At 42.1% G+C, this 21,459-nt stretch carries 20 protein-coding genes; 8 read left to right on the top strand and 12 right to left on the bottom strand.

The annotated features are described in order from the left end of the window. Window positions 1-18: 18 nt before the first annotated feature. The 3 genes from B7P33_RS18000 to B7P33_RS17990 all read left to right on the top strand — a co-directional run bounded on the left by B7P33_RS18000 (window position 19) and on the right by B7P33_RS17990 (window position 3,586). Entirely contained in the window at window positions 19-1,752 is a 1,734-nt protein-coding gene (locus B7P33_RS18000) for an amidohydrolase (RefSeq protein WP_097443629.1), read from the top strand. Between the two features lie 23 nt (window positions 1,753-1,775). Continuing rightward, on the top strand, window positions 1,776-2,612 hold the full coding sequence (locus B7P33_RS17995; protein ID WP_097443628.1) for a hypothetical protein: 837 nt from the start codon (window positions 1,776-1,778) through the stop codon (window positions 2,610-2,612). A gap of 392 nt (window positions 2,613-3,004) precedes the next feature. Next, on the top strand, window positions 3,005-3,586 hold the full coding sequence (locus B7P33_RS17990; protein WP_097443627.1) for a hypothetical protein: 582 nt from the start codon (window positions 3,005-3,007) through the stop codon (window positions 3,584-3,586). Window positions 3,587-3,591: 5 nt separating this feature from the next. On the opposite strand, the gene B7P33_RS17985 is transcribed toward B7P33_RS17990, so the two are convergent. The 12 genes from B7P33_RS17985 to B7P33_RS17930 form a co-directional block, all read right to left on the bottom strand. After that, window positions 3,592-4,224 carry a response regulator gene (locus B7P33_RS17985; RefSeq protein ID WP_172435992.1) on the bottom strand — a complete coding sequence of 211 codons (633 nt, stop codon included), beginning with the start codon at window positions 4,222-4,224 and terminating at the stop codon, window positions 3,592-3,594. Further along, the gene (locus B7P33_RS17980) at window positions 4,214-6,163 is read right to left on the bottom strand and encodes a tetratricopeptide repeat-containing sensor histidine kinase (protein ID WP_172435991.1); all 1,950 of its coding nucleotides are present in this window, start codon (window positions 6,161-6,163) and stop codon (window positions 4,214-4,216) included. The genes B7P33_RS17985 and B7P33_RS17980 overlap by 11 nt, the downstream gene beginning before the upstream one ends. A gap of 52 nt (window positions 6,164-6,215) precedes the next feature. Continuing rightward, a complete protein-coding gene (locus B7P33_RS17975; RefSeq protein ID WP_097443624.1) occupies window positions 6,216-7,076 on the bottom strand; it encodes a hypothetical protein in 861 nt (286 codons plus the stop codon). Beyond that, the gene (locus B7P33_RS17970) at window positions 7,073-7,657 is read right to left on the bottom strand and encodes a T9SS type A sorting domain-containing protein (protein ID WP_141402510.1); all 585 of its coding nucleotides are present in this window, start codon (window positions 7,655-7,657) and stop codon (window positions 7,073-7,075) included. The genes B7P33_RS17975 and B7P33_RS17970 overlap by 4 nt, the downstream gene beginning before the upstream one ends. Window positions 7,658-7,663: 6 nt before the next feature. Further along, window positions 7,664-9,715 carry a hypothetical protein gene (locus B7P33_RS17965; protein ID WP_097443622.1) on the bottom strand — a complete coding sequence of 684 codons (2,052 nt, stop codon included), beginning with the start codon at window positions 9,713-9,715 and terminating at the stop codon, window positions 7,664-7,666. A 99-nt stretch (window positions 9,716-9,814) separates the two neighbouring features. Next, window positions 9,815-10,261 carry a DUF5011/hyalin repeat domain-containing protein gene (locus B7P33_RS17960; protein WP_097443621.1) on the bottom strand — a complete coding sequence of 149 codons (447 nt, stop codon included), beginning with the start codon at window positions 10,259-10,261 and terminating at the stop codon, window positions 9,815-9,817. 272 nt (window positions 10,262-10,533) lie between these two features. Further along, window positions 10,534-11,238: a hypothetical protein gene (locus tag B7P33_RS17955; RefSeq protein WP_097443620.1), complete on the bottom strand. Its 705-nt coding sequence runs from the start codon at window positions 11,236-11,238 to the stop codon at window positions 10,534-10,536. Window positions 11,239-11,314: 76 nt separating this feature from the next. After that, entirely contained in the window at window positions 11,315-11,833 is a 519-nt protein-coding gene (locus B7P33_RS17950; RefSeq protein WP_097443619.1) for a hypothetical protein, read from the bottom strand. Between the two features lie 322 nt (window positions 11,834-12,155). Beyond that, complete coding sequence (locus B7P33_RS17945; protein WP_172435990.1) at window positions 12,156-13,691, bottom strand: serine hydrolase domain-containing protein; 1,536 nt, start codon at window positions 13,689-13,691, stop codon at window positions 12,156-12,158. A 247-nt stretch (window positions 13,692-13,938) separates the two neighbouring features. Next, entirely contained in the window at window positions 13,939-14,373 is a 435-nt protein-coding gene (locus B7P33_RS17940) for a hypothetical protein (RefSeq protein ID WP_097443617.1), read from the bottom strand. 95 nt (window positions 14,374-14,468) lie between these two features. Beyond that, window positions 14,469-15,002 carry a hypothetical protein gene (locus B7P33_RS17935; RefSeq protein ID WP_097443616.1) on the bottom strand — a complete coding sequence of 178 codons (534 nt, stop codon included), beginning with the start codon at window positions 15,000-15,002 and terminating at the stop codon, window positions 14,469-14,471. A 41-nt stretch (window positions 15,003-15,043) separates the two neighbouring features. After that, a complete protein-coding gene (locus tag B7P33_RS17930) occupies window positions 15,044-16,084 on the bottom strand; it encodes an XAC2610-related protein (RefSeq protein WP_097443615.1) in 1,041 nt (346 codons plus the stop codon). A gap of 820 nt (window positions 16,085-16,904) precedes the next feature. Here B7P33_RS17930 and B7P33_RS17925 point away from each other — a divergent pair. From B7P33_RS17925 to B7P33_RS17905, 5 genes are all read left to right on the top strand, one after another. Next, the gene (locus B7P33_RS17925) at window positions 16,905-17,306 is read left to right on the top strand and encodes a response regulator (RefSeq protein WP_097443614.1); all 402 of its coding nucleotides are present in this window, start codon (window positions 16,905-16,907) and stop codon (window positions 17,304-17,306) included. Between the two features lie 74 nt (window positions 17,307-17,380). Next, window positions 17,381-17,926 (top strand): heme NO-binding domain-containing protein, encoded by a 546-nt coding sequence (locus B7P33_RS17920; protein ID WP_097443613.1) that lies wholly within the window; start codon window positions 17,381-17,383, stop codon window positions 17,924-17,926. Beyond that, complete coding sequence (locus B7P33_RS17915; RefSeq protein WP_097443612.1) at window positions 17,916-20,279, top strand: PAS domain-containing sensor histidine kinase; 2,364 nt, start codon at window positions 17,916-17,918, stop codon at window positions 20,277-20,279. The genes B7P33_RS17920 and B7P33_RS17915 overlap by 11 nt, the downstream gene beginning before the upstream one ends. Continuing rightward, on the top strand, window positions 20,276-20,602 hold the full coding sequence (locus B7P33_RS17910; RefSeq protein WP_097443611.1) for a histidine kinase: 327 nt from the start codon (window positions 20,276-20,278) through the stop codon (window positions 20,600-20,602). Before B7P33_RS17915 ends, B7P33_RS17910 begins: the two co-directional genes overlap by 4 nt. Beyond that, complete coding sequence (locus tag B7P33_RS17905; RefSeq protein WP_097443610.1) at window positions 20,599-21,309, top strand: LytR/AlgR family response regulator transcription factor; 711 nt, start codon at window positions 20,599-20,601, stop codon at window positions 21,307-21,309. Before B7P33_RS17910 ends, B7P33_RS17905 begins: the two co-directional genes overlap by 4 nt. Window positions 21,310-21,459: the final 150 nt, after the last annotated feature.

Raw genomic sequence — 21,459 nt, 5'->3', positions numbered from 1 at the left:
CACCACAAAAGTCTTCAAATGAAAAAACTAGTCCTATTGCTATGTATCGGTCTTTGGATCAACACACAAGCCCAAGAACCCATTAAAGAGCTAACCGTTTATACGGCGAAGCGCATCATTACCATGGAAAATGCCTTGCCAGATGCTACGGCCGTGGCTGTGGCCGATGGTAAAATCGTAGCCGTTGGTACACTCGAGACGCTTAAAGCCTGGACCGATAATATAAAAGTTACCTACGATAAAACATTTGAGAACAAGATTATTATGCCCGGGTTTATTGACACCCATGTGCACCCTTCCTTACCGGCCATTCTTACACAATTCGATTTTATTGCACCAGAGGCCTGGCAATTACCGACCGGAAATTTTCCGGCCGCACTAACCCATGAAGAATATGTAACCCAATTGCAAACCAAGGCGAACGCTTTTTTCAAAAAGGAGAAAGATAAGAACATACCCTATATTACTTGGGGCTATCATCAATTATGGCATGGCGATGTATACCGCGATAAACTTGATGAGCTTTTTCCCAAAAAACCGGTATTGTTATGGCACCGCTCCTTTCATGAGGTCGTATTGAATACGGCGGCACTGAAGTTATTGGACATGAAGGAAAGTGATGTAGCGGGGGACATCCATATCAAGTACGACAAAGGTCTTTTTAGTGAATTGGGCGCCAAAAAAATATTTACCCACGAAAAACTGAAGTTCATGTTCAGTCCGGAACGATATGGGGCCGGAATGGACAATTTCGTAAAGATGTTGCATATGGCTGGGGTAACCTCTGCCATGGATATGGGCGTTGGTATTTTCGGTAACCCCGACGAGGAGATCGGTCTAATACATAAATCGATGGATCGGGACGATGTGGCCACGAGGATCGTGCTCACCCCGATCATCACCTACTTTATGGTAGCCGGTATCGATCAAGATACGGCCTATAAAAAAATACAGGAATGGACTAAAGCCAGTACGCCCAACGTCTCTTTTGACGACCACTTTAAACTTATGCTAGACGGGGCTATCTATTCTGGACTATCTCAATTTAACTACCCCGGATATATCGATGGACATATAGGAGCTTGGTTGGCACCTACCGAAACCACCTACGATTGGGCCGAGTATTTTTGGAACAAAGGGTTTCAATTGCACTTCCATACCAATGGCGATATGAGTACCGATGTATTGATCGATCATATTTCACGTATGCAAAAACAGCACCCAAGAACCGACCACCGTACGGCATTAGAGCATTTTGCCTATGCCACCGAAAGTCAACTAAAGCATTTGGCGGCTTTAGATGCCCAAATTTCGGCCAATCCGTATTACCAATTTATGTTGGCCGACATTTATGCCGAGAAATGGTTGGGCGAAGATCGGGCGCGAAATATGGTACCCCTGGGTAACGCCAAGAAATACGGACTTAACATAGGCTTCCATTCCGATTGTCCTATGGCACCATTGAGTCCATTAACCTCTGTCTGGACAGCTGTAAACCGAGAAACCATCAATGGTAATGCCAATTACGAAAGTCAAAAGCTTTCGGTTTACGATGCCCTAAGGGCCATCACCATAGATGCGGCCTATATTATGCGTAAAGAACACGAGATAGGCTCGATCGTAGCCGGAAAAAAGGCCGACTTCGTAATACTGGAAGAAGACCCTTTAAAAGTTAATCCAACTAAATTAAAGGATATAGAAATTTGGGGAACCGTATTTCAAGGCAAAGTATTCCCTATAGACAAACCTTAACACATCCATAAAATCGCCAACCTATGTTTAACCCATATAAAATCGGGTTGTACTGTCTTTTAGGTTTGGTAGCCAATCTTTGTTTGGCCCAACAAGAAGACACCATTGTAGAAGATAGCTTATTCGATATCTCCCAAACTACCCCCCGATGGGATATGTCCCTTACCTTAAAATCACAAAACTACTTTAGGGGACTTCTACCCGGTAAAGCCCCAACCCTGGCCGCCAATGCTGGATACCTAACGGGAGATTGGATTTTTGGCATGTATGGTGGGGTAGCCTTTGATGCGAGTTATCAAGAAACCGATTTTATCGTAATCTTTCACAAAGCTCGATTCGACCTGCGCCTAGACTATTATTACAATTTTACTTCAGGTATTACTGATATACCCGAACCAACAGGTTTATTCGATTTTGACAAGGCCACTACCCGGGGGCTGCTCGATTTTTTGGTACATATAAAACTAGACAATCAAAACCGATGGGATTTGAACACCTCTACTTTTTTGTTCGGACGGGATACCGATATTTTGACAATAGAAGCTGGAGATGAATCCTACACCGTTCGAACCGACCAAAGGTATTCGCAATACATAGAATTAAAGCACAACTGGTATTGGAACAACAACAAGCTAAATCTTCATTTGGGAGGCAGTTTTAGCTGGCACGATTTCAATGGCCCCACCTTTTATGGCGATAAAGCCGGTATAAATAATATTGGACTTAGTTTTACCAAACAATTTAAACTTAACCCTGGGCTAAAACTACCCGTTAAGGCCAGTATGCTCATGAATCCCTTGGGAGAAACGGCCTATTTGATTATTAGTGTGAATTTAATCCAATTAGGCAGCAGTATTTAAGCCAACTTTCCATTTCTAGTAAACTACCCTGTTGCTGGCACCACACCAGTCTTGTTTTATTTTGCGCAATAAGAACATATTTATGTTAATCCTAAAACAATTTATTCGGTCAGTAGACTAATAAAAAGTTTACAAAATGAGGGTTATTCCTTCATTTTAGTTGCTTTACGCTAAGAATCTAGCTAGTTTTATCGCGTAACCCACATAACACTAGGAATAAAAACCAATTCTAATATTCTTATATTTAAGTCTATATTTAAAACCTGTCAACCAACAAAATCAATAAAAACACCTCTCTTTAAAGAAAACTTTTAAAGCTCGGTTACAAAGGCATTGTAATCTTGCCCAATCCGTCTATTAAACACATTAACAACCATTAAATAATCACCCCTATGGGATATAATATCTCAGGCTTGGCCATAAACCAAAATATGCATGGCCGAATATATGAATTGGCAACTCATCTTGGATTTAAACTCAGTGCCCCCAGGCCAATAGATTTTAAATCGGCAGCAGACAATAATAGGCAGGCCAATGAATGCGATGTCTATTTCGGCAAGCAAGGCACGATTTTGTTCCTCGATATGGAGCGCTATGCCGAAACCTGTGCCCTACCTCATGTAAACACCCTATGTTTCGCCCTTTCGGAAACCCAAAAGGCCTACCATTTAAATTATTGCGAAGATGGTAAGGAATTACGGGCGGTTTTAGAAATAAACGGGAAACGCTTGCAAGATAGTGGTAAACGACTGGCCAAGGAAAAGGAAACCGATGAGCTGTATGACATTATTTGTCATCAAATCGAAACCCTGATAGGGCAGCGCGTACAAGACATAGATCCTACCGACAAGGCCGTTCGGTTTCAACTAGATACCATAGAAAACAGGTTACCCTTGGTATCTTCAGATGAGACATTACCTATAGATGAAAACCGGAAATGGTGGGAGTTTTGGAAAATGGAACAGAAGGCTTAGTTCGGCTATAACAATTCTTTTTCTAAGGCGATCTTAATAATGCCTACACTATTTTTGGCACCAAGCTTACTCATAATATTCATACGATGGGTTTCTACCGTTTTGGGGCTAATAAATAGTTTTTCTGAAATTTCTTGAGTGGTCAATTCTTCTGAAATGGCTACCAAAACATCTTGTTCCCTACGGGTTAATTTAGGTTTTAAACCATTATCCGCCGGTTTTTTGGTCTGACTGAGAAGCTTCTTTTGAATATCGGATTGTAAATAAACCTCATCTGACAAAACCGTGGAGATCGCGGTTAATAGTTCTAACTTATCGGTATTCTTAAGTAAATACCCCTGAACCCCAATTTTAAGCATCCGTTTTACAAAAGAAACATCTTCAAAATTGGTGAGGGCCAGTATTTTTAGATCGGGATACTTTTTTAGCAATTGTTTGGCTAGATCAATACCATTTATATCGGGCAGGTTTATATCGAGTAGTAAAACATCGGGCAATTCATCGGCCATACCTTGCTTGGTCTCCGCTGCATTTTTATACAAGCCTGCTATCACTACCTCGGAGGTATTCTCCAGCATAGTCGCTATGCCTTGGAGTACCAATTCATGGTCATCGGTAATCGCGATTTTAGTCACCATATATTTCATCTTTATTAAATTCTATGGTATACGAGGTTCCCTTTTCATTGGATATAAAATCTGTCGTAGCCTTCAAGTAATCTATACGAGATCTCACATTACCCAAGCCAATCCCCTCATTACCCAACTTCTCCGAATCGAATCCTTTTCCGTCGTCCTCTACGGTAATCTGTACCGTGTTTTCACGTGAGCTAAGTTGAACGTCTATTTGGGTGGCTTCTGCATGGCGTACCGCATTGTTCACCAGTTCCTGAATGATCCTAAAGGCATTTACCTCAGCCTTTTTCGGCATACCGACAGTTTCACCGATATGAAGGAATACAATTTCAGTTTCGGGAAGTACATCGTTCAAATTCGAGCAAAAAATCTGGGTAGCCTCTACCAAATCGAAGTTCTCCAAAGAAGGAGGGATTAGATTATGCGAAATGGCCCGGACCTGTTTACAGGAATCATCGATCATGGTAATCGCCTCTTGTATTACGGTATGGTTCATTTCCAAGAGCGAAGACAATTTATACTTGATGGCGGCTAAATCGCCATTAACCCCATCGTGCAACTCTTTGGCTACACGTAAACGTTCTTTTTCCTCCCCTTCAATCAACGACTCCAAGGTTTTTATCTGAAAGTCGCGCTTTAAGGTTAATAATTCTTGGTTTTTTCGCTTTTGGCGTTGTTTAAACAAAAAGAGTAATAAGAGTCCCGCCGTAGCCAAAAACAAAACGGCCCCTAGCATATAGTTGTTCTGCGCCTGTTTCTTCTGGATTTGTGCTTCTTGCTCGCTCAAGGCCAATTGTTGGGTGGCTATCTCCTTATCCTTCTTTTCGGTCTGGTATTTGGTTTCGGCGTCGGCCACGGCCTTTCTACTGTTCTCGGAAAAGACCGAATCCTTCAATTTTATATACTTCGAATAAATTTCATTGGATTTTTTATACCTCCCCCGTTTATGTTCAGATCCGCCCCAAGTAGCATAGGCCTGTACCCCTAACTTTGGCTCTGGATGGATTTGGTACAAGGCCTCGAATCGTTCAAAATAGTCGTTTGCCTTGGAGTAATTTCCTTGAAGGAATTCATGTTTCCCTAAATAAATATAGGAGGCCATGATCTCGAACTTATGATTACGGGCCACGGCATTCTGGTGGGCTTTTTTCAAAAAGGGACCGGCTTTACCATAAAGCCCCATGGTATCGTACAGTTTACCCAATTCGCTATAAATATGATAATTGGTTTCCGGAGACTGCAAAATATCGCAAAGTTCCAAGCCTTCTTCTAGATAAGCCCTGGCCTGATCTAAGTCATTATCTTCAATACTGTATTGTGCCAAACGTTTTAATGCAGCGGCATTTACACGATAATCCTTTGAGATATTACTGGTTTCCCAGGCTTTTTCCAAATAGGCCCTGGCCCCTTTGATATCGTCCAATTCTTGTAAGATCAAAGAATGGTTAAAATACAACAAGCACACTTCCTTGGGGTCATCTTCCACCAAATCGATTGCCTTCTGACTGTACTCCAATCGCTTTTCATGGGCATCTGAGTTTTGATAAGACAGGGCATAATTGGCATAAATCGTAGAACGCTCTACAGCATTATCTTTCTGATCTAAATATTCTAAGGCACGGTCATAGTAATAGCGTGCCGAGTCGGCATTGGATTGATAAAAATGGATAAGCCCCAGGTTACCGAGACCCTTTACGATCTTATACCGATCCGTGGCCAATGACCTTTTAATGGCCTTTCGCATATAACCCCCGCTGCTATCTATATTGACCGAAGCAAAATAACCGCCAATAAGCAGGTTATTGGTAATATAGGTAGAATCGGTAACCTCGGTTCTTTTTAAGTCATTCTTCAGGCTATCGATGGTCGCCATTACTTGACCTTGGCAGTACAAAACACTTAGACTGCAGATTAAAAACGGAATAAGGCGCGTGGCTTTCAAAAGCGGAATTTTTAACATTTAAATGTATCAAAAATTGAACAGAACATAGCTTTTAATTACAGATTTCGCTTCCACCGATTACCCACTTATCACCATTAATGTAAAAAGCACCATCTTCGGTATAACGTTCTATGGGCATATAATTCACCTCTCCGGCGTTGGAGACCAAGCGTAGCACCATATAATCGTTTATGACCATAAGGCTCCACAACCCTACCCCTGCACTATTGTCGGAAGACACTTCACCATCCATGGCCGGGCCACCGGCACTAAATTCGGAATAGCCATCAAGCGCAAATCGGCCACTCGAACAAAAATTTATGGTCGTCTTACTCCTTGATGCGATACTGATGTCCCCATAGTAATCCGAAGTATGATTGGAACTATATTTTACTAATTTCCTCCCCTTGAACATAGCGGCACGTTGTTGGGCCTGCGCATTCATAAAAGTGCGGTATTTAATCGATTTGGAAACCACCACGGCCAGGTCTTGCAAGGCATCGTTAAAACTCGGTTTGGATGCCATAACCAAGGTCATGACCCCGCCAATGCCCCATAAACTACTTCGAGAGACCACGGCCACCAAAATAATCTCCTGTTGGTTGGCATACCCTTGGTACAAGGCTATATAGTCGCCATTTTCAAGCTGCATGATATCACTGGCCAAGGCCGCCTCCATACCCTCTTCTTGAATATTCTGCTGCATATTCTGCAAAAGCTGTTGTTCAGAGCCCCAACCATGTTCCATCAAGATCAAGGCAGCCTGTTCGTTGGGATTGGCCAACAAAATCTGACCATAATTCTCTTCCTGTACTTGCCAGCCTTGGGGTATATGCGCATTAATGGCAATACCATTGAAGGCGGTTTGTGAAAATGCGGTCATACTGATCAATAACATTAAAATGGTTCTCATTGCATTATGATTTTAAAGGCATGGAATTGCCCGTTGTTTTGGTTTACCATCGATATAATATAGAGGCCTTTGGCTTGGGCGGTTAAATCGAGGACAAAATCGGTTTGGTTGGCCGAGCGGGTAATGAGGTGTTTCCCGCTAACATCATGTATGGAAACAATAAAGTTGGCCCCTTGCGGAAGTTGAAAGCGTACCTCATTTACGGTAGGGTTGGGGAACAGGCCAATCACCTCATCCAATATGATCGGATTATCTCCCTCGTCCGCAGTATCGTCGGCATCGTCGGCATCATCGGCATCGTCGGCATCGTCGGCATCGTCGGCATCGTCGGCATCGTCGGCATCGTCGGCATCGTCGGCTAAATATATGGTTAGCATGGACTTACCCAGAAATCCTTCGGAAATCTCTAGATCTGCTATGGTATGTTCTTGTACCACAACTTCACCTACGGTGGAAATAACATGCACCCCTCCTATTTGGGCCAGATCGCCCCCATTATCCATTACGGAGGTCTTGACCCGTACTTGGGCAAAGGTCGCCTGACTTACTATGAGGAATACGAACAAAAGGAGTCTTTCCATCACCGTTTATTTTTTATAGACCACAAAACTGAAGGAACGATCGGCCAGGGTCCCTGAGGTATCGTAGGTATTGACCAGCACATAGTTCCGTTCTCGGGTGGTGGTGATAAAACCGATATCGTTTAAAGAAGCTATGGCGATATAGCTACTGGGGCTGGCCGGTGGGTTGCTAAAATTGACCCTGTAGACACCTTGTGCCCTACGGTCTACGGTAAAGCCCTCGGAAGATGCCGCCGACCGCCCCCCACTTGGGGCTACCAGTCCGTAGATATAGGCCTTCATATCGGCATCGCCAGAATCGGTTCCATGGATTTCTTCCGAAGTCAGGTTACCATGTAGTGTCGCATTTCCATTTTTGAGCAAAACAAGGGCATCACTGCGGTTGTTGGGCGCAGTCCCATTCCCGATTACGAACAAGCGATTCGTATTCTCAAAAGTGTCCTCAGACCCCGACGCTATGGTGTTATAAAGCCCTAATGCGGTTTGGCCCATACTTTCGGTCATCGTTCCCAATCCCATACTGGTCGAGTACTCGCCGACGGCAATACTAGACAGTCCCACGGACATAGAGGCATAACCAAGGGCTTGGGAACCCACCCCCAGGGCCGTGGCTGCATCGCCTACGGCTAGGGTACCAAAACCTATAGCCGTGGCGTAGGTACCTTCGGCCTTCGTATTCCCGCCCATGGTGGTAGAGAAATTGCCCGTGGCCTCGGTAAGCCGGCCCATGGCCACCGACTCTTGGCCCGAGGCCAAAGGTCCGTTTCCAATAGCCACCGCATATATTCCCGTTGCCCGGGCATCTTTACCCATAGCTACGGAAAAATCGCCAGTGGCACCGATAGCATTGCCTACTGTCGCCATACTTAGATCTACTGCCCTATCGCCAATTTCACCATAATACATAGGGTTATTACCATTGATCCGGAAGCCCTGGTTAAAACCGGATCGTACTTTTAGGAGTTGTCCGAAACCATCGGCATTTTGCCAACGGGTATCGGTACCATTGGCATCCATAACCAAAACCGCCCCGGCATCGCCCTTGGCCTTAGGCAGGGTATAGCCTGTATCATCGTTGGTAGCGTCTATGGTCAATGCCCCATTGATTTCGGTATTCCCATTTTTCCGGATGATAAGGGCATCGCTACGACTACCTGCACTAGAGCCATTACCGATTATGAAAAGACGATCGTTTGGCGACCATCCGGTTTCGATTTCAGGGGTATACAGGGTATTATATCGTCCCATGGCCGTTTCTGAACGACTCTGGGCCCAAGTACCCCATCCTATGGCCGCCGACGCCTCGGATGCCGCATAGCTACTACCCCCAATGGCAATGGAATATCGTTCCGCAGCGGTAGGGTTATATCCCAAGGCCAAGCCGTAATGGCCCTCGGCACTGGCCCCATACCCCAAAGCCACCCCAAAATCGGTAGCTTGGGCGATCTGCCCCATGGCAATAGCAGCCTCACCGGTGGCCGAGGTATTATTACCGGCCGCGAACGCATAGGTTCCGGTGGCACCCGTAGTTTCCGAAGGATAGGATTGATGCGAAAGATCGACCGCAAAATCCCCGATATTGCCATGGTTTTCTGGATTGGCATCGACTAAACGATAGCCTTGCTGCCCGTTCTCCTCTATTTTCTCTAGATTACCCCTATCCGGAAGTGGACCGCTAAGACTGGTGGCTGTTTGGGCATGAAAGGCATAAGGCACATTTTTAAAGGCCGAGGTTCCTAAATCTATCCATCCATTGCCCAAATCCATCCGCACGCCCAGAAAATACTCCCGGGACCAGTCCAAAGTTTGGAAACTACCCAGCGTAGGCGCGCCTTCCCCAATTTGGGTCACAATGATACCAAAGGCATCGGTGGTCAAACTATGCGTTTCTACATAAACTTCGGTAGTTGCATTTTCTATAATGCTGAATTGGAGGATAAGCCCGCGGTTTGTCGCGACCGAATCGGCATCATGGATTATGGCCTTATAGTTGATTCCGTGCTGGCAAAACCCCAAAAGAGGGAGGAGCAAACTAATGCGATAGAAAAGCTGTTTCATCTTTTGATTTTTTCATTCGTATGGGAAATGCAAATGCTTTTTTGCTTTTTGGAGTGGGCGCTAGGGCAAGATCAGTTACCCAAACCCATCTGAAGCCGCCTAGTTTTTTGCGGCCAGATCGGTATCACCCCCAACATGCAGGCATCGTACCGTTCTAGAGGTACTTGCCTCATTTCCATTGGCATCCCTGAACAAAAAACGCAGGGTATAGGTACCTGGCGTGTCTGTACTAAAATCAGAAGACAGCTCCATTACGGTATTGTTTTCTTTGATGTTGGTATCAAAATCTACATCGGCCAGATCACCGTTGGGATCTGCTATGGTTAATATGCCGAAGGTTACCGCATTATTATCAGTAGCCTTGGCGCGAATCTGTAAAACACTAGGTGCCGTATTGCTGGCAATAGTATAGAATTCTTCATTCTCTACCGGAGACATAATCTCGATTACGGGGGCCTGTTCATCGCCCTCCAAGGGTTCGGCCTTACAACTCAGAAAAAGACTTAAGGCAGCAGCTACATAACAAAGGGTTCTCAGGGTTTTCATAACAATTGGTTTTTGGATTATTAACTGTTGGCAATTTAAATCCAGACCAAGAGAAATCGTTCAGGGCATTCCCTGAAACCAAAAAATTCAGGGGATTCCCTGAGATCAAGTTTTGGGTTACTTAATGTGGAGGTTCTACCCAAATCCTGATTTGGGTTAGGTCGTTAAATCAATTCGCAAAATCCCACATCGATACCATCCTTGGGTCGAGATACCAGACTAATCTTAGGATTCTAATTCATACCCTATAAGCCGCTTTGCTACCTCCCTTTCTATTCTAGGGTGTTTTCGATGATCTGTATGCGTAAGCGGTTGTTTTTTTTCCATTGATACCAGCCTTCATAGTTTTGGTTATGCAAAAAGTTGGCTGCGGGTAAGGGCATTTTTTTGAGCTTTATCCATTCACCCTGCATTTTTTCGACCGTAAACGGTAGTAATCTAGGGGCCTTTGAAGTAACTAGGGACTCCCCATGGGGTTTGTCATAAATGTCACTCGGGTCCAATTCCACATACACCCGCTTTAGGTAACGGCACCAGGTTTCATAAACATACCATTGGGCAACAAATGGTTTTCTTTCCGATTTGCTATCCGTCAGCGCCTGATGGGTTAGATAGTACGCGGCTTTTTCGTTCTTTTTGATATAGTATTGCGCTCCCGTTTTAGCATTAACGATTACCCTAAAAAACAGCGGCGATTCTTGGGTAACCACAAATTGTAGTTTGGGGTACCCCCCTTCTTCATCCCCTTCGTATAGGGCATAGGGCTCCAGCTCCAAGTCACTTTCGAAGGAAACTTGTCCATTTTTCAATGGTTTACATTGAATTTGAACAGCCGGATCCTGGTCCTTAAAATGCTCGAACAACAATAGATCATGGTCCGTATTGACTTCCAACAAACCCAAACCGACCTCCCTTATCTGTTGGGCGTTGGTCTTTAAAAATAATACCACTGCCACTAGCATAACCGATTTTTTCATCACTTACTTTCCCTTTTACAGTATAGTTTCCGGTCAAGAAAACCCATACATGAACATACGTCAGGGGCTTTTAGCTTCAAAGTTTTGTAATATCGATACGACCGGTACACACTAGTTGTACATACTTCCAAAAGCCCAAATGCTTTGTTTTGATGGGCTTCAATGGGATCGCTTGGCACAGTTCGTCAAAATTGGCATAGAACAAACCACTGATCTTAAACACGGTGGTATTTGAAGTGTCGATCAGATGCAAGGTCTTATAAGTTTCATAGGCACCATATTCTTCCGATACTATATATCCCTTATACTGGTGCAATACCATGCTTTTCCCAAACGGACGATACATGGAATAATAGGTTAAGGTTTGAGAAGCTTCATCGATCAGGATCCGCTTAAAATCTTTATATATGACCAGTACTACAAGCACCATTATGCTTAACCAAAAGGCCATAAACAAAGGGAAGAATTCTATTTTTTCAAAAAGTATATAGACCATCATAGCAATGATTACCAAAACCCCGACAAGCCCTAGGGTGGTGGTAATGAACCAGGTGATGAATCCTTTTTTCAGTTTACTTTTGACCATGTCATCCATTACGTTAAACAGTTGAAAAAAGCTTGTTAAGAAATCTGGAGCCTTCTTTTTAAGTGCATAGTGATTTGATAATAAATTGAAACACAATATCCATTTTACAATAAACTATGAGGCTATCCGGTCGAAAAATAGGCCAATCGAAATCGTATTAAAACGGAGGTTTGGTATTCGTGAAATTTGAATCTATATGCGCTGGATGACACTTCATAATGTACAGCCTTGGATTGATTTTTTTTCAGGAAGGTTTCCTTCCCCAAAATGAATCAGAGTAATTACGGCTTACCCATATTTGAATGGATTTAGTGTTACAATGGTGTACTTATCATTGGCTATTCTTTGGCGAAGCATATTTTTCAATTTTTTCATGAATACCAAAAAACTCAGCATCTAGGGCCTTTACTTTTTTAAAATTAATCAACGCGTTAACCGTATCTCCCTTTTCCAGTAGGGCATCGCCATAACTATCGTATACATTGGCCGAATTCGGATAGGCCTCTTTATTCAATTTAAAAACAGCTAAGGCCTCATTTACTTTTTTATCTTCCAATAGTTCATACCCTAAAAAATTGAGCTCATACTCGTTAAAAACGTAGTTATCGAATTGTTCCGCCTTTAGTTTTTTATAATAGGCAATGGCAGCTACTATCCCTTCATCTTGAACCTTTTTCCCGAAGACATCAGCAATGAATATTTTTGGATACCGAGGCGGTTTATTATGTAGAATATCTATTAAACCCTCTTCTATATTAAAGTAACGGCTATTATTATTCGTTAAGGTGATAATACAGTTTTCCTCTTCTATTTCCCTATATATATTAGTTAAAAAGCCGGCCCAACCTCCCTTGTGTTTTACAACTTTCTTTCCATTGGGGGATTTAGAAATAAACCAACCCAAACCGTAATCGGTTCGATTGCCGTTATTGAGTATCCCCGGCGTAAATGCCTCTTCCATGGTTTGTTTTGAAACGAGTAAATCGGTATATAATACGCGGTCCCATTTCGTAAGATCTTCCAATGTGGCATAGACGCCCCCCTCACCCTTGGCATTATTTAGATAATGGGCATCAGTAGAAAACTTATCATTGCCGTTAAATTTAGTACCGAAGCCAAAAACCCGGTTTGGCATTTTATCATCAAAACCAGGCATATACTGATACACACAAGCATTTGACATTTTAGCGGGCCCAAATACTTTTTCTTGCATAAACGCATTAAAAGGCATAGCCGAAACCCTTGAAATTAGGGTCGCCAACAAGTTGTAACCCGTATTGCTATATTCCCATTTTTCTCCAGGTTTAAAATGTACCGGGGGTTTATATTCACATAACATCTGTAACACATCCTCATTTCCGGAAATAAACCTTTCGGGATCGTCATATGCCAAATCATTCTTCCAGTGTTGGTCCATTATCCTCGAGTAATCGGGTAATCCAGAGGTATGGTTCAACAAATGCCGTATGGTTATCCCCTGGTAGGGAAGCTCGGGAAGAAAGGCTCTAATATCTTGCTCGTAAGTTAATTTACCTGCCTCTTTTAAAATCATAATACCCATGGCGGTAAATTGTTTACTGACAGAACCAAGTCTAAATACCCCATTCAGTTTCAAAGAATCAATGGGTTCGTAATTGGCGAGCCCGAACGCTCCTTGATACACGATTTTTCCATTTTCAATTATCAGGGCATTGCCATTAAATTGCCCTCTAGCATGCAATTCCGATATATAGGAATCATATATTTCAGCCTTGGTTTGCGTTTCTTTAGGTGATGTATTTTGAATTTGGCGGCAAGAGGCCAAGCCAAAAACTAATATTACCATCGAAACCGTATACTTCAGCGCACCCAATTGAAATGTTTTCATCTTTGTGTTTATTAAGGGAACCATTCCCTTTTTTATATGAATTGGTTTAAACTACTTCAATTTCCAATTTACCGATTACCTTACTTATTTGGAATACCTCTGCTGTTTTAACCCAGAGGTGTGTTTGGGGTTTTAGTTGTTATTGGCAAACCTAACGGCCTTGGCAATACTTAGAGACTTTTTTAAAATATGTCAATTGTTTTTTTATGCTTCTTCCCGCCTGCCGGATGGGCAGGTTTGCGAACGTCTACTCTTCTTGATGATATTTTCTTTTGGCTTCTTCAGTGTAGAAACAATATATGGTCCCTCCCATGTTTTTTTCGCCGATTTCAGTATCTATCCATTTTCGTAATTTTTCTAAATCATTAGTTTGTTGAATGTCTTCTGCTTTTAATGGGAAATTTGGTGTAAGTACTAAAATCCCTTTTGGTTTATTCAATAATTTTGAAGTCTTATGGTCAATAGCTATGCTAAAAAAATGCTTGTCATATGTTTTAGCAATTAGAAAACTCCCTTCATTTGTGTTTTGTTTTTCAAACCAAGCATCTGTTCCCATTATATAGCAAAAAGGGTCTCCAGCATCTACTTCGCAACCGCTTAAATCAATCAGTTCATTTCCGAAAACAACAACAATTATTTCATCTCCGATAACTGTATGATAAGGTTGTGGTACATCATTCATTTTTAAATTTTTTATTTTTTAGCTTCGTGCGCTTCATGAAGCCCAGCATGGTTCGTTCCCATCTTCTTAACAAGAATTACCATAGAGTTTTTTACCTATCCAATCTGGAACATTTCCGAACTATAGACTTTAGTATACAAATCGTAGCGGACCTTTTCTGACTTTAGGATTTCCTTTTGTCGTAATAATTCCGTTTGCAATAAATGGCTCCAATATTGGGGTCGATCGGAAAATTGATGGTAATAGTCCAACAGCTCGATCACTCCATTGAGTATCCGTAAAACACATTGGGTCCTATCTTCAATTAGCAGGTAATCGAACATATTCAGTACCAATAGATCCAAGGGGTCCCATTCCTTAAAATCGTCGGCATAGGGATCCTCGTCACCTAGGGCCTTTGCCGATGCTACTGTATATTCATCGAGGTTTTGGGCTTCAAAATCATCTAGAAACCGATCCAATTGCACCTCTCGACCTATGTGTTCTTTTACCAACCCTTTAAAGCTGGGCAGTATAAAACAGAAGTGGATCAGGGCAACGACGATCTCTTTCTTTTGTCTTTCCGATTGCAAATTGATATGCTCCTTCAGATAGCTTTGGTGCTTGTTGTATTCTTTTAAAAAATCCATCGTTTTCTTATGTTCCCTATTTCCGAATCGGTTAAAGGCTGTTATTCTTTTCCCACATTCGATAGATTCAACTGGCGCAAAGCCTCTAAACTACCTTTGACCGTCTTTACATCGCCTTTTAAATGATACCGTTTTCCGTTCACCCTTACCCGGACCCCAATTTTATGCAGCCTATACCCTTTTCGGGTTTCATAGATTTCATAGTGCGCCCCTTGGTTGGTAAACCCTAGGCTGTTTCCTTGGGTATTCCACATAAAATCTATCTCGGCTTCACTTCCGGCTGCTGGGTAAGCGAACTCAATGGCCCCATTGGGCTGTAGCAGTAGATAATACAACACTTCATCTTCTAAGGTATACAAAAGCAACTCCTTCCCACTTTTGGCCAAGGTGAACGAGAGCCTCGACTGCACATCTTCTTGCTGCAGATCTATGGTTTTATAGATGCTCGTCTGTTTTTTTCCATTCGGCCACTCGGTCAAGGTGGTCGTCAGAAAAGGAAAATGCATGGCATCTTCCTCCACTACGGAAACGGGAACAGGCGTATTATCTACCACCTTAAAAGTGGAAAACTGATGCCAACAACAGCCGTTTTTGGTCGTGGTATAGATGCTTTTATTTTCATGATCGATCTGGAACATACCACAATATTCTTGGGCCAAGCGGCTAAAGGCCTTATTATGCCGTAAACCTTGGTCGCTCACAAGATACACTTGAAAAGATGGACCATGGTAACAACTATGCTGCCCATCCATCAGGGCCAAATCTTTTCGGCCATCAAAATTTAAATCCTCATAGAAAAGTACCGATTGTTCACCATAAGGCCATTCGATAATATTGGTCTTAACCGTACCCGTTGATTTTAGATGTACCGTAAACTCTTCGGAAGGCAACTCGATCAACAGCTCTTGGGTTTGGCCGTCGAACACCAAAAGCCTCCCTTTTTTAAAGACCTGATCTTCGTAGCCCTTTTCAATATGCAATTCAGCCCGGTATTGTGAAGAAAAACCTTCGATTTTGTAGGTCGTCTGTCCGTATACGATGCAGCCAACCCAAAGAAAAAGAAAGAAAAGGAAAGATTTCATGCTATTAGAACAGGTATACCCAAAAGTACAAAGTAGGTACTGGCTAGAAAACACCAGCTATATATTGAGATAGTACGAATACAGAAGCGTGGTGTTTTGGGGGAAATGTGCTATAACAAGTACCAACATTTCTTTTGCGAGACCAAAAAAAAATCCAGCATCGAAATAGAAGCTGGATTTTTAAGTCGGGGTGGCAGTCCCAATGCCTCGGGTGAAACCCAATTCATGTATTTCCATATGAATAGAAAACAGTTAAAATGGTTTGAACACGATTAAAGTAATGAAATGGAAATTCAGGGTTATACAACATGACTAGAATTACTTCAAGAAGCGAATACGGCTTAACCAAAAAACTTAACATTGAAACCTTGAGCTTTTCTTTATAATCCTTACCGACTTCTTTTTGGTTCGCCAGTTTTTTTAGTTTTCAAAAGTCGTGCTTATCAAATTCTTGTTTCTCGTTAAGGTTTTGTTGTGACAACCCTTAGTCAACCACAATACCTTTTCAATCCAAATATTTCTGCAAATTCAAACTCATAGTTTAAACCAAATTAACCATAACCCTAGGTTATAAAACACGGTTTTTATACTGAAGAGTTTGATTGTATCGAACCAATTCGTAAGACTTATTGATTTTTATTATCCAAAGTCCTATGGATCCAGTTCAAATTAATAGCGCATATAAACTATAAATCGATCTTATAAAGCAATTTCATTAAGCTTTAATTCGACACCATTCGTCTACACATTTTCCAATTTGAACTACAGTTACGTAAATGATATTTAAATAGGTCGTAATTTGGCTTTAAAATATTTGGCGATGAACCTATTATTGATCGAGGACGACGACATAGAAACAATGAAGTTCCAAAGGGCACTTAGCAAGCTTGAGACCAAGTATAGCCTAACGGAAGCGAAAAACGGTGAAGAGGCTTTGGAAATACTGGAAACAGGGGCAGAACTGCCCGACATTATTTTCTTGGACCTCAATATGCCGCGCATGAACGGCATCGAGTTCCTGGGGATACTAAAACAGCATGAGCAGATAAAATACCTACCTACGATAATACTAACCACCTCCCAAAATAGGGACGATCTATTGGAATGCTATCGTATTGGTGTATCGGGTTATATTATTAAACCCTTAAAGTATGAAGCCTACGAAGAACGTATAAAGACCGTTTTGGATTATTGGAATATCAACGAATTGGTCAAAGCCTGACAATTTTAGCCCTTTCACAATAAATTATATTGATTTAGAGTTACTTATAGTACTTTTAATCATATTTTTTCGAAATGAAAGGAATCGTGTTCACGGAGTTCTTGGACATGGTCGAGGCCGAATTCGGCCTTGAGACCGTTGATGCCATAATCGAAGCCTCCGACCTACCTTCCGAAGGGATCTATACCTCTATCGGAACCTACGACTTTAATGAAATGGTAGCCTTGCTAACCCAATTGAACCAGTTGGTAAACAAGCCTATCGAAAACCTTTTGTACGCCTTTGGGCATTATCTTTTCAATAGCCTTGGTCGTGCACATCCAGAAATTATCCAGAGTTATTCTTCCCCAATCGGTTTGTTGTATTCCATAGAGGATCACATCCATGTTCATGTAAAGAAGTTATATCCGGATGCCGAATTGCCGACCTTTAAAATTTTGGAAAAGAGCGACACCTCGATTTCCATGGTATACAGTTCATCAAGGGGACTTTATCGATTGGCCCATGGTTTAATCGAAAAGTGCTTTGAACATTTCAATGCCACAGCAACGGTTTCCTATGAGCTTTTAAAGGAAGACGGAACGGAGGTTCGATTTGATATCGTACAAAATGCCGCATAACGAGGTCGACATATTAAAACGGGCATTAGACCGTCAAAAAAAGGCCAGGCTTACGGCCGAAAAGATTTTGGAGGAAAAATCCAAGGCCTTATACGATACTGCCGAACACCTAAAAAGGACCAATGCCCGGTTGAACGCTCTACTAGACGAACGTTCTGACGAAATGGATTCGGCTTTCCTCAATATCATCGACCCCTATGTAATCATGGATTTGAACTTTGAGGTCATTAAAACCAATGATTCGGCCAAATCCTTTTTGGGTTTCGATTATAACAAAGAATCTTTAAACCTTCAAGAACTGGTACATCCAGATTTTGCGGAATATACCAAAGAATCTACCAAAACCTTGTTAAAGGTCGGTGTACTAAAAAACTATAGGGCCAAGATCTATACACGAAAGAACCAGACCAAGTATGTCCAAATCAACGCCAGTTTGATCTACAACCGAGAAGGGCACCCGATTGCGGCCCAGGGGATCATTAGGGATATCACCCAGGAAATGGAAATCGAGGCCCTATTGTCCGAGCAGCGGAAACAACTAGACATCATAGTTGAGAATTCCCCTTTGGGTATAGTTCTCTCGGTAGATGGTAAGTTCATCAAATGCAACTCCGCCATGTTGAACATGCTCGGATACAGTTTAAATGAAATCAAACAACTCAGTGTAGCCGATATTTCGGTTAAGGAAGAATTCGCCACATCAAAACGCCTGTTGGAACAAATGGGAACCGGCAACCTGGACCATTTCTCCATCAATAAACGGTATAGGCGTAAAAACGGAAGTACTTTTATGGCCAAAACCTCCGTGAGTGCCATTCGTAAAGTAGATGGGGATATCGATTATAGATTGGCCATTATAGAAGATATAACGGCCGAGCTCGAAGCCCAAGAAAAATTGGCGGCCTCGGAAAGCAGACTGGCTTTATTAATCAAAAACCTTGATCTAGCGGTATTGTTGGAAGATGAGAAAGGCTCGATTGCCTTAACCAACGAAAAATTCTGTGAGATGTTCGACATCGATGAAACGCCAGAGGCCTTAATTGGTCAAAATTGTTCCGAAACGACCAATCGTTTGAAAAAGGTGTTCCCCATGCCCGTAACCTTTGAAGAAAACTTGGATTCCATACATAATAATAGGCTTACCGTAATCGATGACGAACTAGAGACAAAAGACGGAAGGTTTCTTGAAAGGGACTATATACCCATATCTAGTAAAGGGAATTATATGGGACACCTTTGGACCTATAAAGACATAACCCTTCGCCGTACCTTTAAACAGAATCTCCAGGCAGAAAAGGAAAAATACAGCAGTATCATTGCCAACATGAATCTAGGTCTTGTTGAAGTCGATAAGTTCGATAAGATCCAAATGGTAAACCAAAGTTTCTGTGCCATGAGTGGCTATTCGGAACAGGAACTATTGGGCCAGACCGCTAGCGAGTTATTGGAATACCAACAAATGACCTTAATCAATGATAGCTCGAACTCGGTAGATAAAAAGAAAACGGCCTCTTTTGAACTTAAGGTGCGTCATAAATCAGGCCAAACACGACATTGGTTGATCAGTGGCGCCCCGAGATATGATGAACGTCATCGTATAATCGGTTCCATTGGTATACATTTAGATATTACGGGACACAAACAACTCGAACTACAAAAAGCACAATTACTGAAAGAGTTGCAGGTCAGTAACAAAGAATTACACGAATACGCCCATATCGTATCCCACGACCTAAAATCGCCACTACGTAGCGTAAGTGCCCTAGCTACCTGGTTAAGAGAAGATCACCAAGATGTTTTAGACGAAAATGGTTTCGAACAGATCCAAATGATCCAGGATAAGATTGAGGGAATGGACAATCTTATAGATGGTATTTTAAAATATTCTAGTATTGGTCGTAAGGACCATAAGGAGATTGAAGTAAACCTAAACCATGTAGTAAAGGACATTATGGGAATTATCTATATCCCTAGTCATGTAAACATCGAGATTACTAGCCCTTTACCGACCATTAAGGCCGATAAAACCAAGATCCACCAACTTTTCCAGAACTTTTTATCCAATGCCGTTATGCATATCGAAAAAAAGGAAGGTCTTGTTCAAATCGGTTGTGATGAATCAAATTCCCATTGGACCTTCAGCATTCGCGATAATGGTGTTGGCATCCCTAAGGAATACCATGAAAAAATCTTTAAGATTTTTCAATCATTAGGCACAAAAGACGGATCTACAGGCATTGGACTTTCCATTGTCAAGAAGATTATTGACCTATATGAAGGACGTGTATGGCTCGAATCTGAAGTGGGCCAAGGAACCACCTTTTACTTCACAATAAAAAAACACCGGGCATGAAAGAACAGGCCAAATTAGACTATATAGATACTATTGCCGGGGACGATGAGGTCTTCCGTAAAAAATTCATCGGCATCTTGCAAAGCGAACTCCCTCTTGAAAAAGCCCAATATGAAAACAATATTGTCACCGGGGCTTACAGGGCGGCTTCTGAGAACGTACATAAAATAAGACACAAGATAAATGCCCTAGGCTTAGACCAGTCTTATGAAATGGCGGTACAACACGAGAGTGCCTTAAGGGAAAACGATCCATCGGGCCATATTCCCTTTATGGAGGTCTTAGACTACATGGAGTACTACTTAAAGACCATACGGGTATGAACTGTTTGATTATTGATGACGAAGCCGCAGCCAGGGCCATTATTTCGCAATTGTGTTCGCGGGTGGAAGACCTTGATGTTGTTGAGGAATTCGACAATGCCATTGATGCCATTAAATACCTGAACCAAAACGAGGTAGATTTCCTGTTTTTGGATATCCACATGCCAGGTTTTACCGGTATAGACTTTGTGCAGACCTTGCAAAATGCCCCAAAAATAGTGATGACCACTTCAGATACAGGTTTTGCATTGGCCTCTTACGAATATGAATCGATAATCGATTATATGGTAAAACCCATTCATCCCGAACGTTTTGAAAAATCAATCCAAAAAATTCGTAACTCCATGGTGGCCCGCCCCAAAACAACTGAGGACCAAACCACCACAAACCCCTTGGGTGAAGATCTCTACATCAATATCGATAGGCGATTGATAAAAATTAAATTCAACGATATCTTGATTATTGAGGCCAAAGGGGATTATATCAATATCAAGACCGATACCAAAGAGTATTTGGTGCATACGACCTTAAAAAGCATTTACCACAAACTTCCGGAAGCCCAATTCTTACAGATTCATCGGTCGTACATCATCAATTTCTCCAAAATCATCGACATCGAGGACAACAGTGTTTTAATAGAAAAAAGCGTAGTCCCTATCAGTCGCTCGAACCGTCCGGAATTGATGCGTAGGTTGAACCTGCTATAAATCAACACCTTACCAATACAACTATGGTTTCCTCAAAGCCCTAACTTTTAGTGTAAATGGGCAAATAAACATCGGGGGTGTAAAGCCAACGGTCTATCGAAAATGTCGATTCACCGATAGACCACCCTATGTAAAAGTAGTTTTTGGCAA

Source organism: Sediminicola luteus, from assembly GCF_002514735.1.
In the GTDB taxonomy this organism is placed as follows: Bacteria; Bacteroidota; Bacteroidia; order Flavobacteriales; family Flavobacteriaceae; genus HQA918.
Note: the sequence above shows the minus strand (reverse complement) of the source record. Positions and strands in the feature narration are given on the sequence as shown.

Coding starts and splice junctions, on each gene's coding strand:
- B7P33_RS18000 (WP_097443629.1), top strand. CDS start 19: ATGAAAAAACTAGTCCTATTGCTATGTATCGGTCTTTGGATCAACACA.
- B7P33_RS17995 (WP_097443628.1), top strand. CDS start 1,776: ATGTTTAACCCATATAAAATCGGGTTGTACTGTCTTTTAGGTTTGGTA.
- B7P33_RS17990 (WP_097443627.1), top strand. CDS start 3,005: ATGGGATATAATATCTCAGGCTTGGCCATAAACCAAAATATGCATGGC.
- B7P33_RS17985 (WP_172435992.1), bottom strand. CDS start 4,224: ATGGTGACTAAAATCGCGATTACCGATGACCATGAATTGGTACTCCAA.
- B7P33_RS17975 (WP_097443624.1), bottom strand. CDS start 7,076: ATGAGAACCATTTTAATGTTATTGATCAGTATGACCGCATTTTCACAA.
- B7P33_RS17970 (WP_141402510.1), bottom strand. CDS start 7,657: ATGGAAAGACTCCTTTTGTTCGTATTCCTCATAGTAAGTCAGGCGACC.
- B7P33_RS17965 (WP_097443622.1), bottom strand. CDS start 9,715: ATGAAACAGCTTTTCTATCGCATTAGTTTGCTCCTCCCTCTTTTGGGG.
- B7P33_RS17960 (WP_097443621.1), bottom strand. CDS start 10,261: ATGAAAACCCTGAGAACCCTTTGTTATGTAGCTGCTGCCTTAAGTCTT.
- B7P33_RS17955 (WP_097443620.1), bottom strand. CDS start 11,238: ATGAAAAAATCGGTTATGCTAGTGGCAGTGGTATTATTTTTAAAGACC.
- B7P33_RS17950 (WP_097443619.1), bottom strand. CDS start 11,833: ATGGATGACATGGTCAAAAGTAAACTGAAAAAAGGATTCATCACCTGG.
- B7P33_RS17945 (WP_172435990.1), bottom strand. CDS start 13,691: ATGAAAACATTTCAATTGGGTGCGCTGAAGTATACGGTTTCGATGGTA.
- B7P33_RS17940 (WP_097443617.1), bottom strand. CDS start 14,373: ATGAATGATGTACCACAACCTTATCATACAGTTATCGGAGATGAAATA.
- B7P33_RS17935 (WP_097443616.1), bottom strand. CDS start 15,002: ATGGATTTTTTAAAAGAATACAACAAGCACCAAAGCTATCTGAAGGAG.
- B7P33_RS17930 (WP_097443615.1), bottom strand. CDS start 16,084: ATGAAATCTTTCCTTTTCTTTCTTTTTCTTTGGGTTGGCTGCATCGTA.
- B7P33_RS17925 (WP_097443614.1), top strand. CDS start 16,905: ATGAACCTATTATTGATCGAGGACGACGACATAGAAACAATGAAGTTC.
- B7P33_RS17920 (WP_097443613.1), top strand. CDS start 17,381: ATGAAAGGAATCGTGTTCACGGAGTTCTTGGACATGGTCGAGGCCGAA.
- B7P33_RS17915 (WP_097443612.1), top strand. CDS start 17,916: ATGCCGCATAACGAGGTCGACATATTAAAACGGGCATTAGACCGTCAA.
- B7P33_RS17910 (WP_097443611.1), top strand. CDS start 20,276: ATGAAAGAACAGGCCAAATTAGACTATATAGATACTATTGCCGGGGAC.
- B7P33_RS17905 (WP_097443610.1), top strand. CDS start 20,599: ATGAACTGTTTGATTATTGATGACGAAGCCGCAGCCAGGGCCATTATT.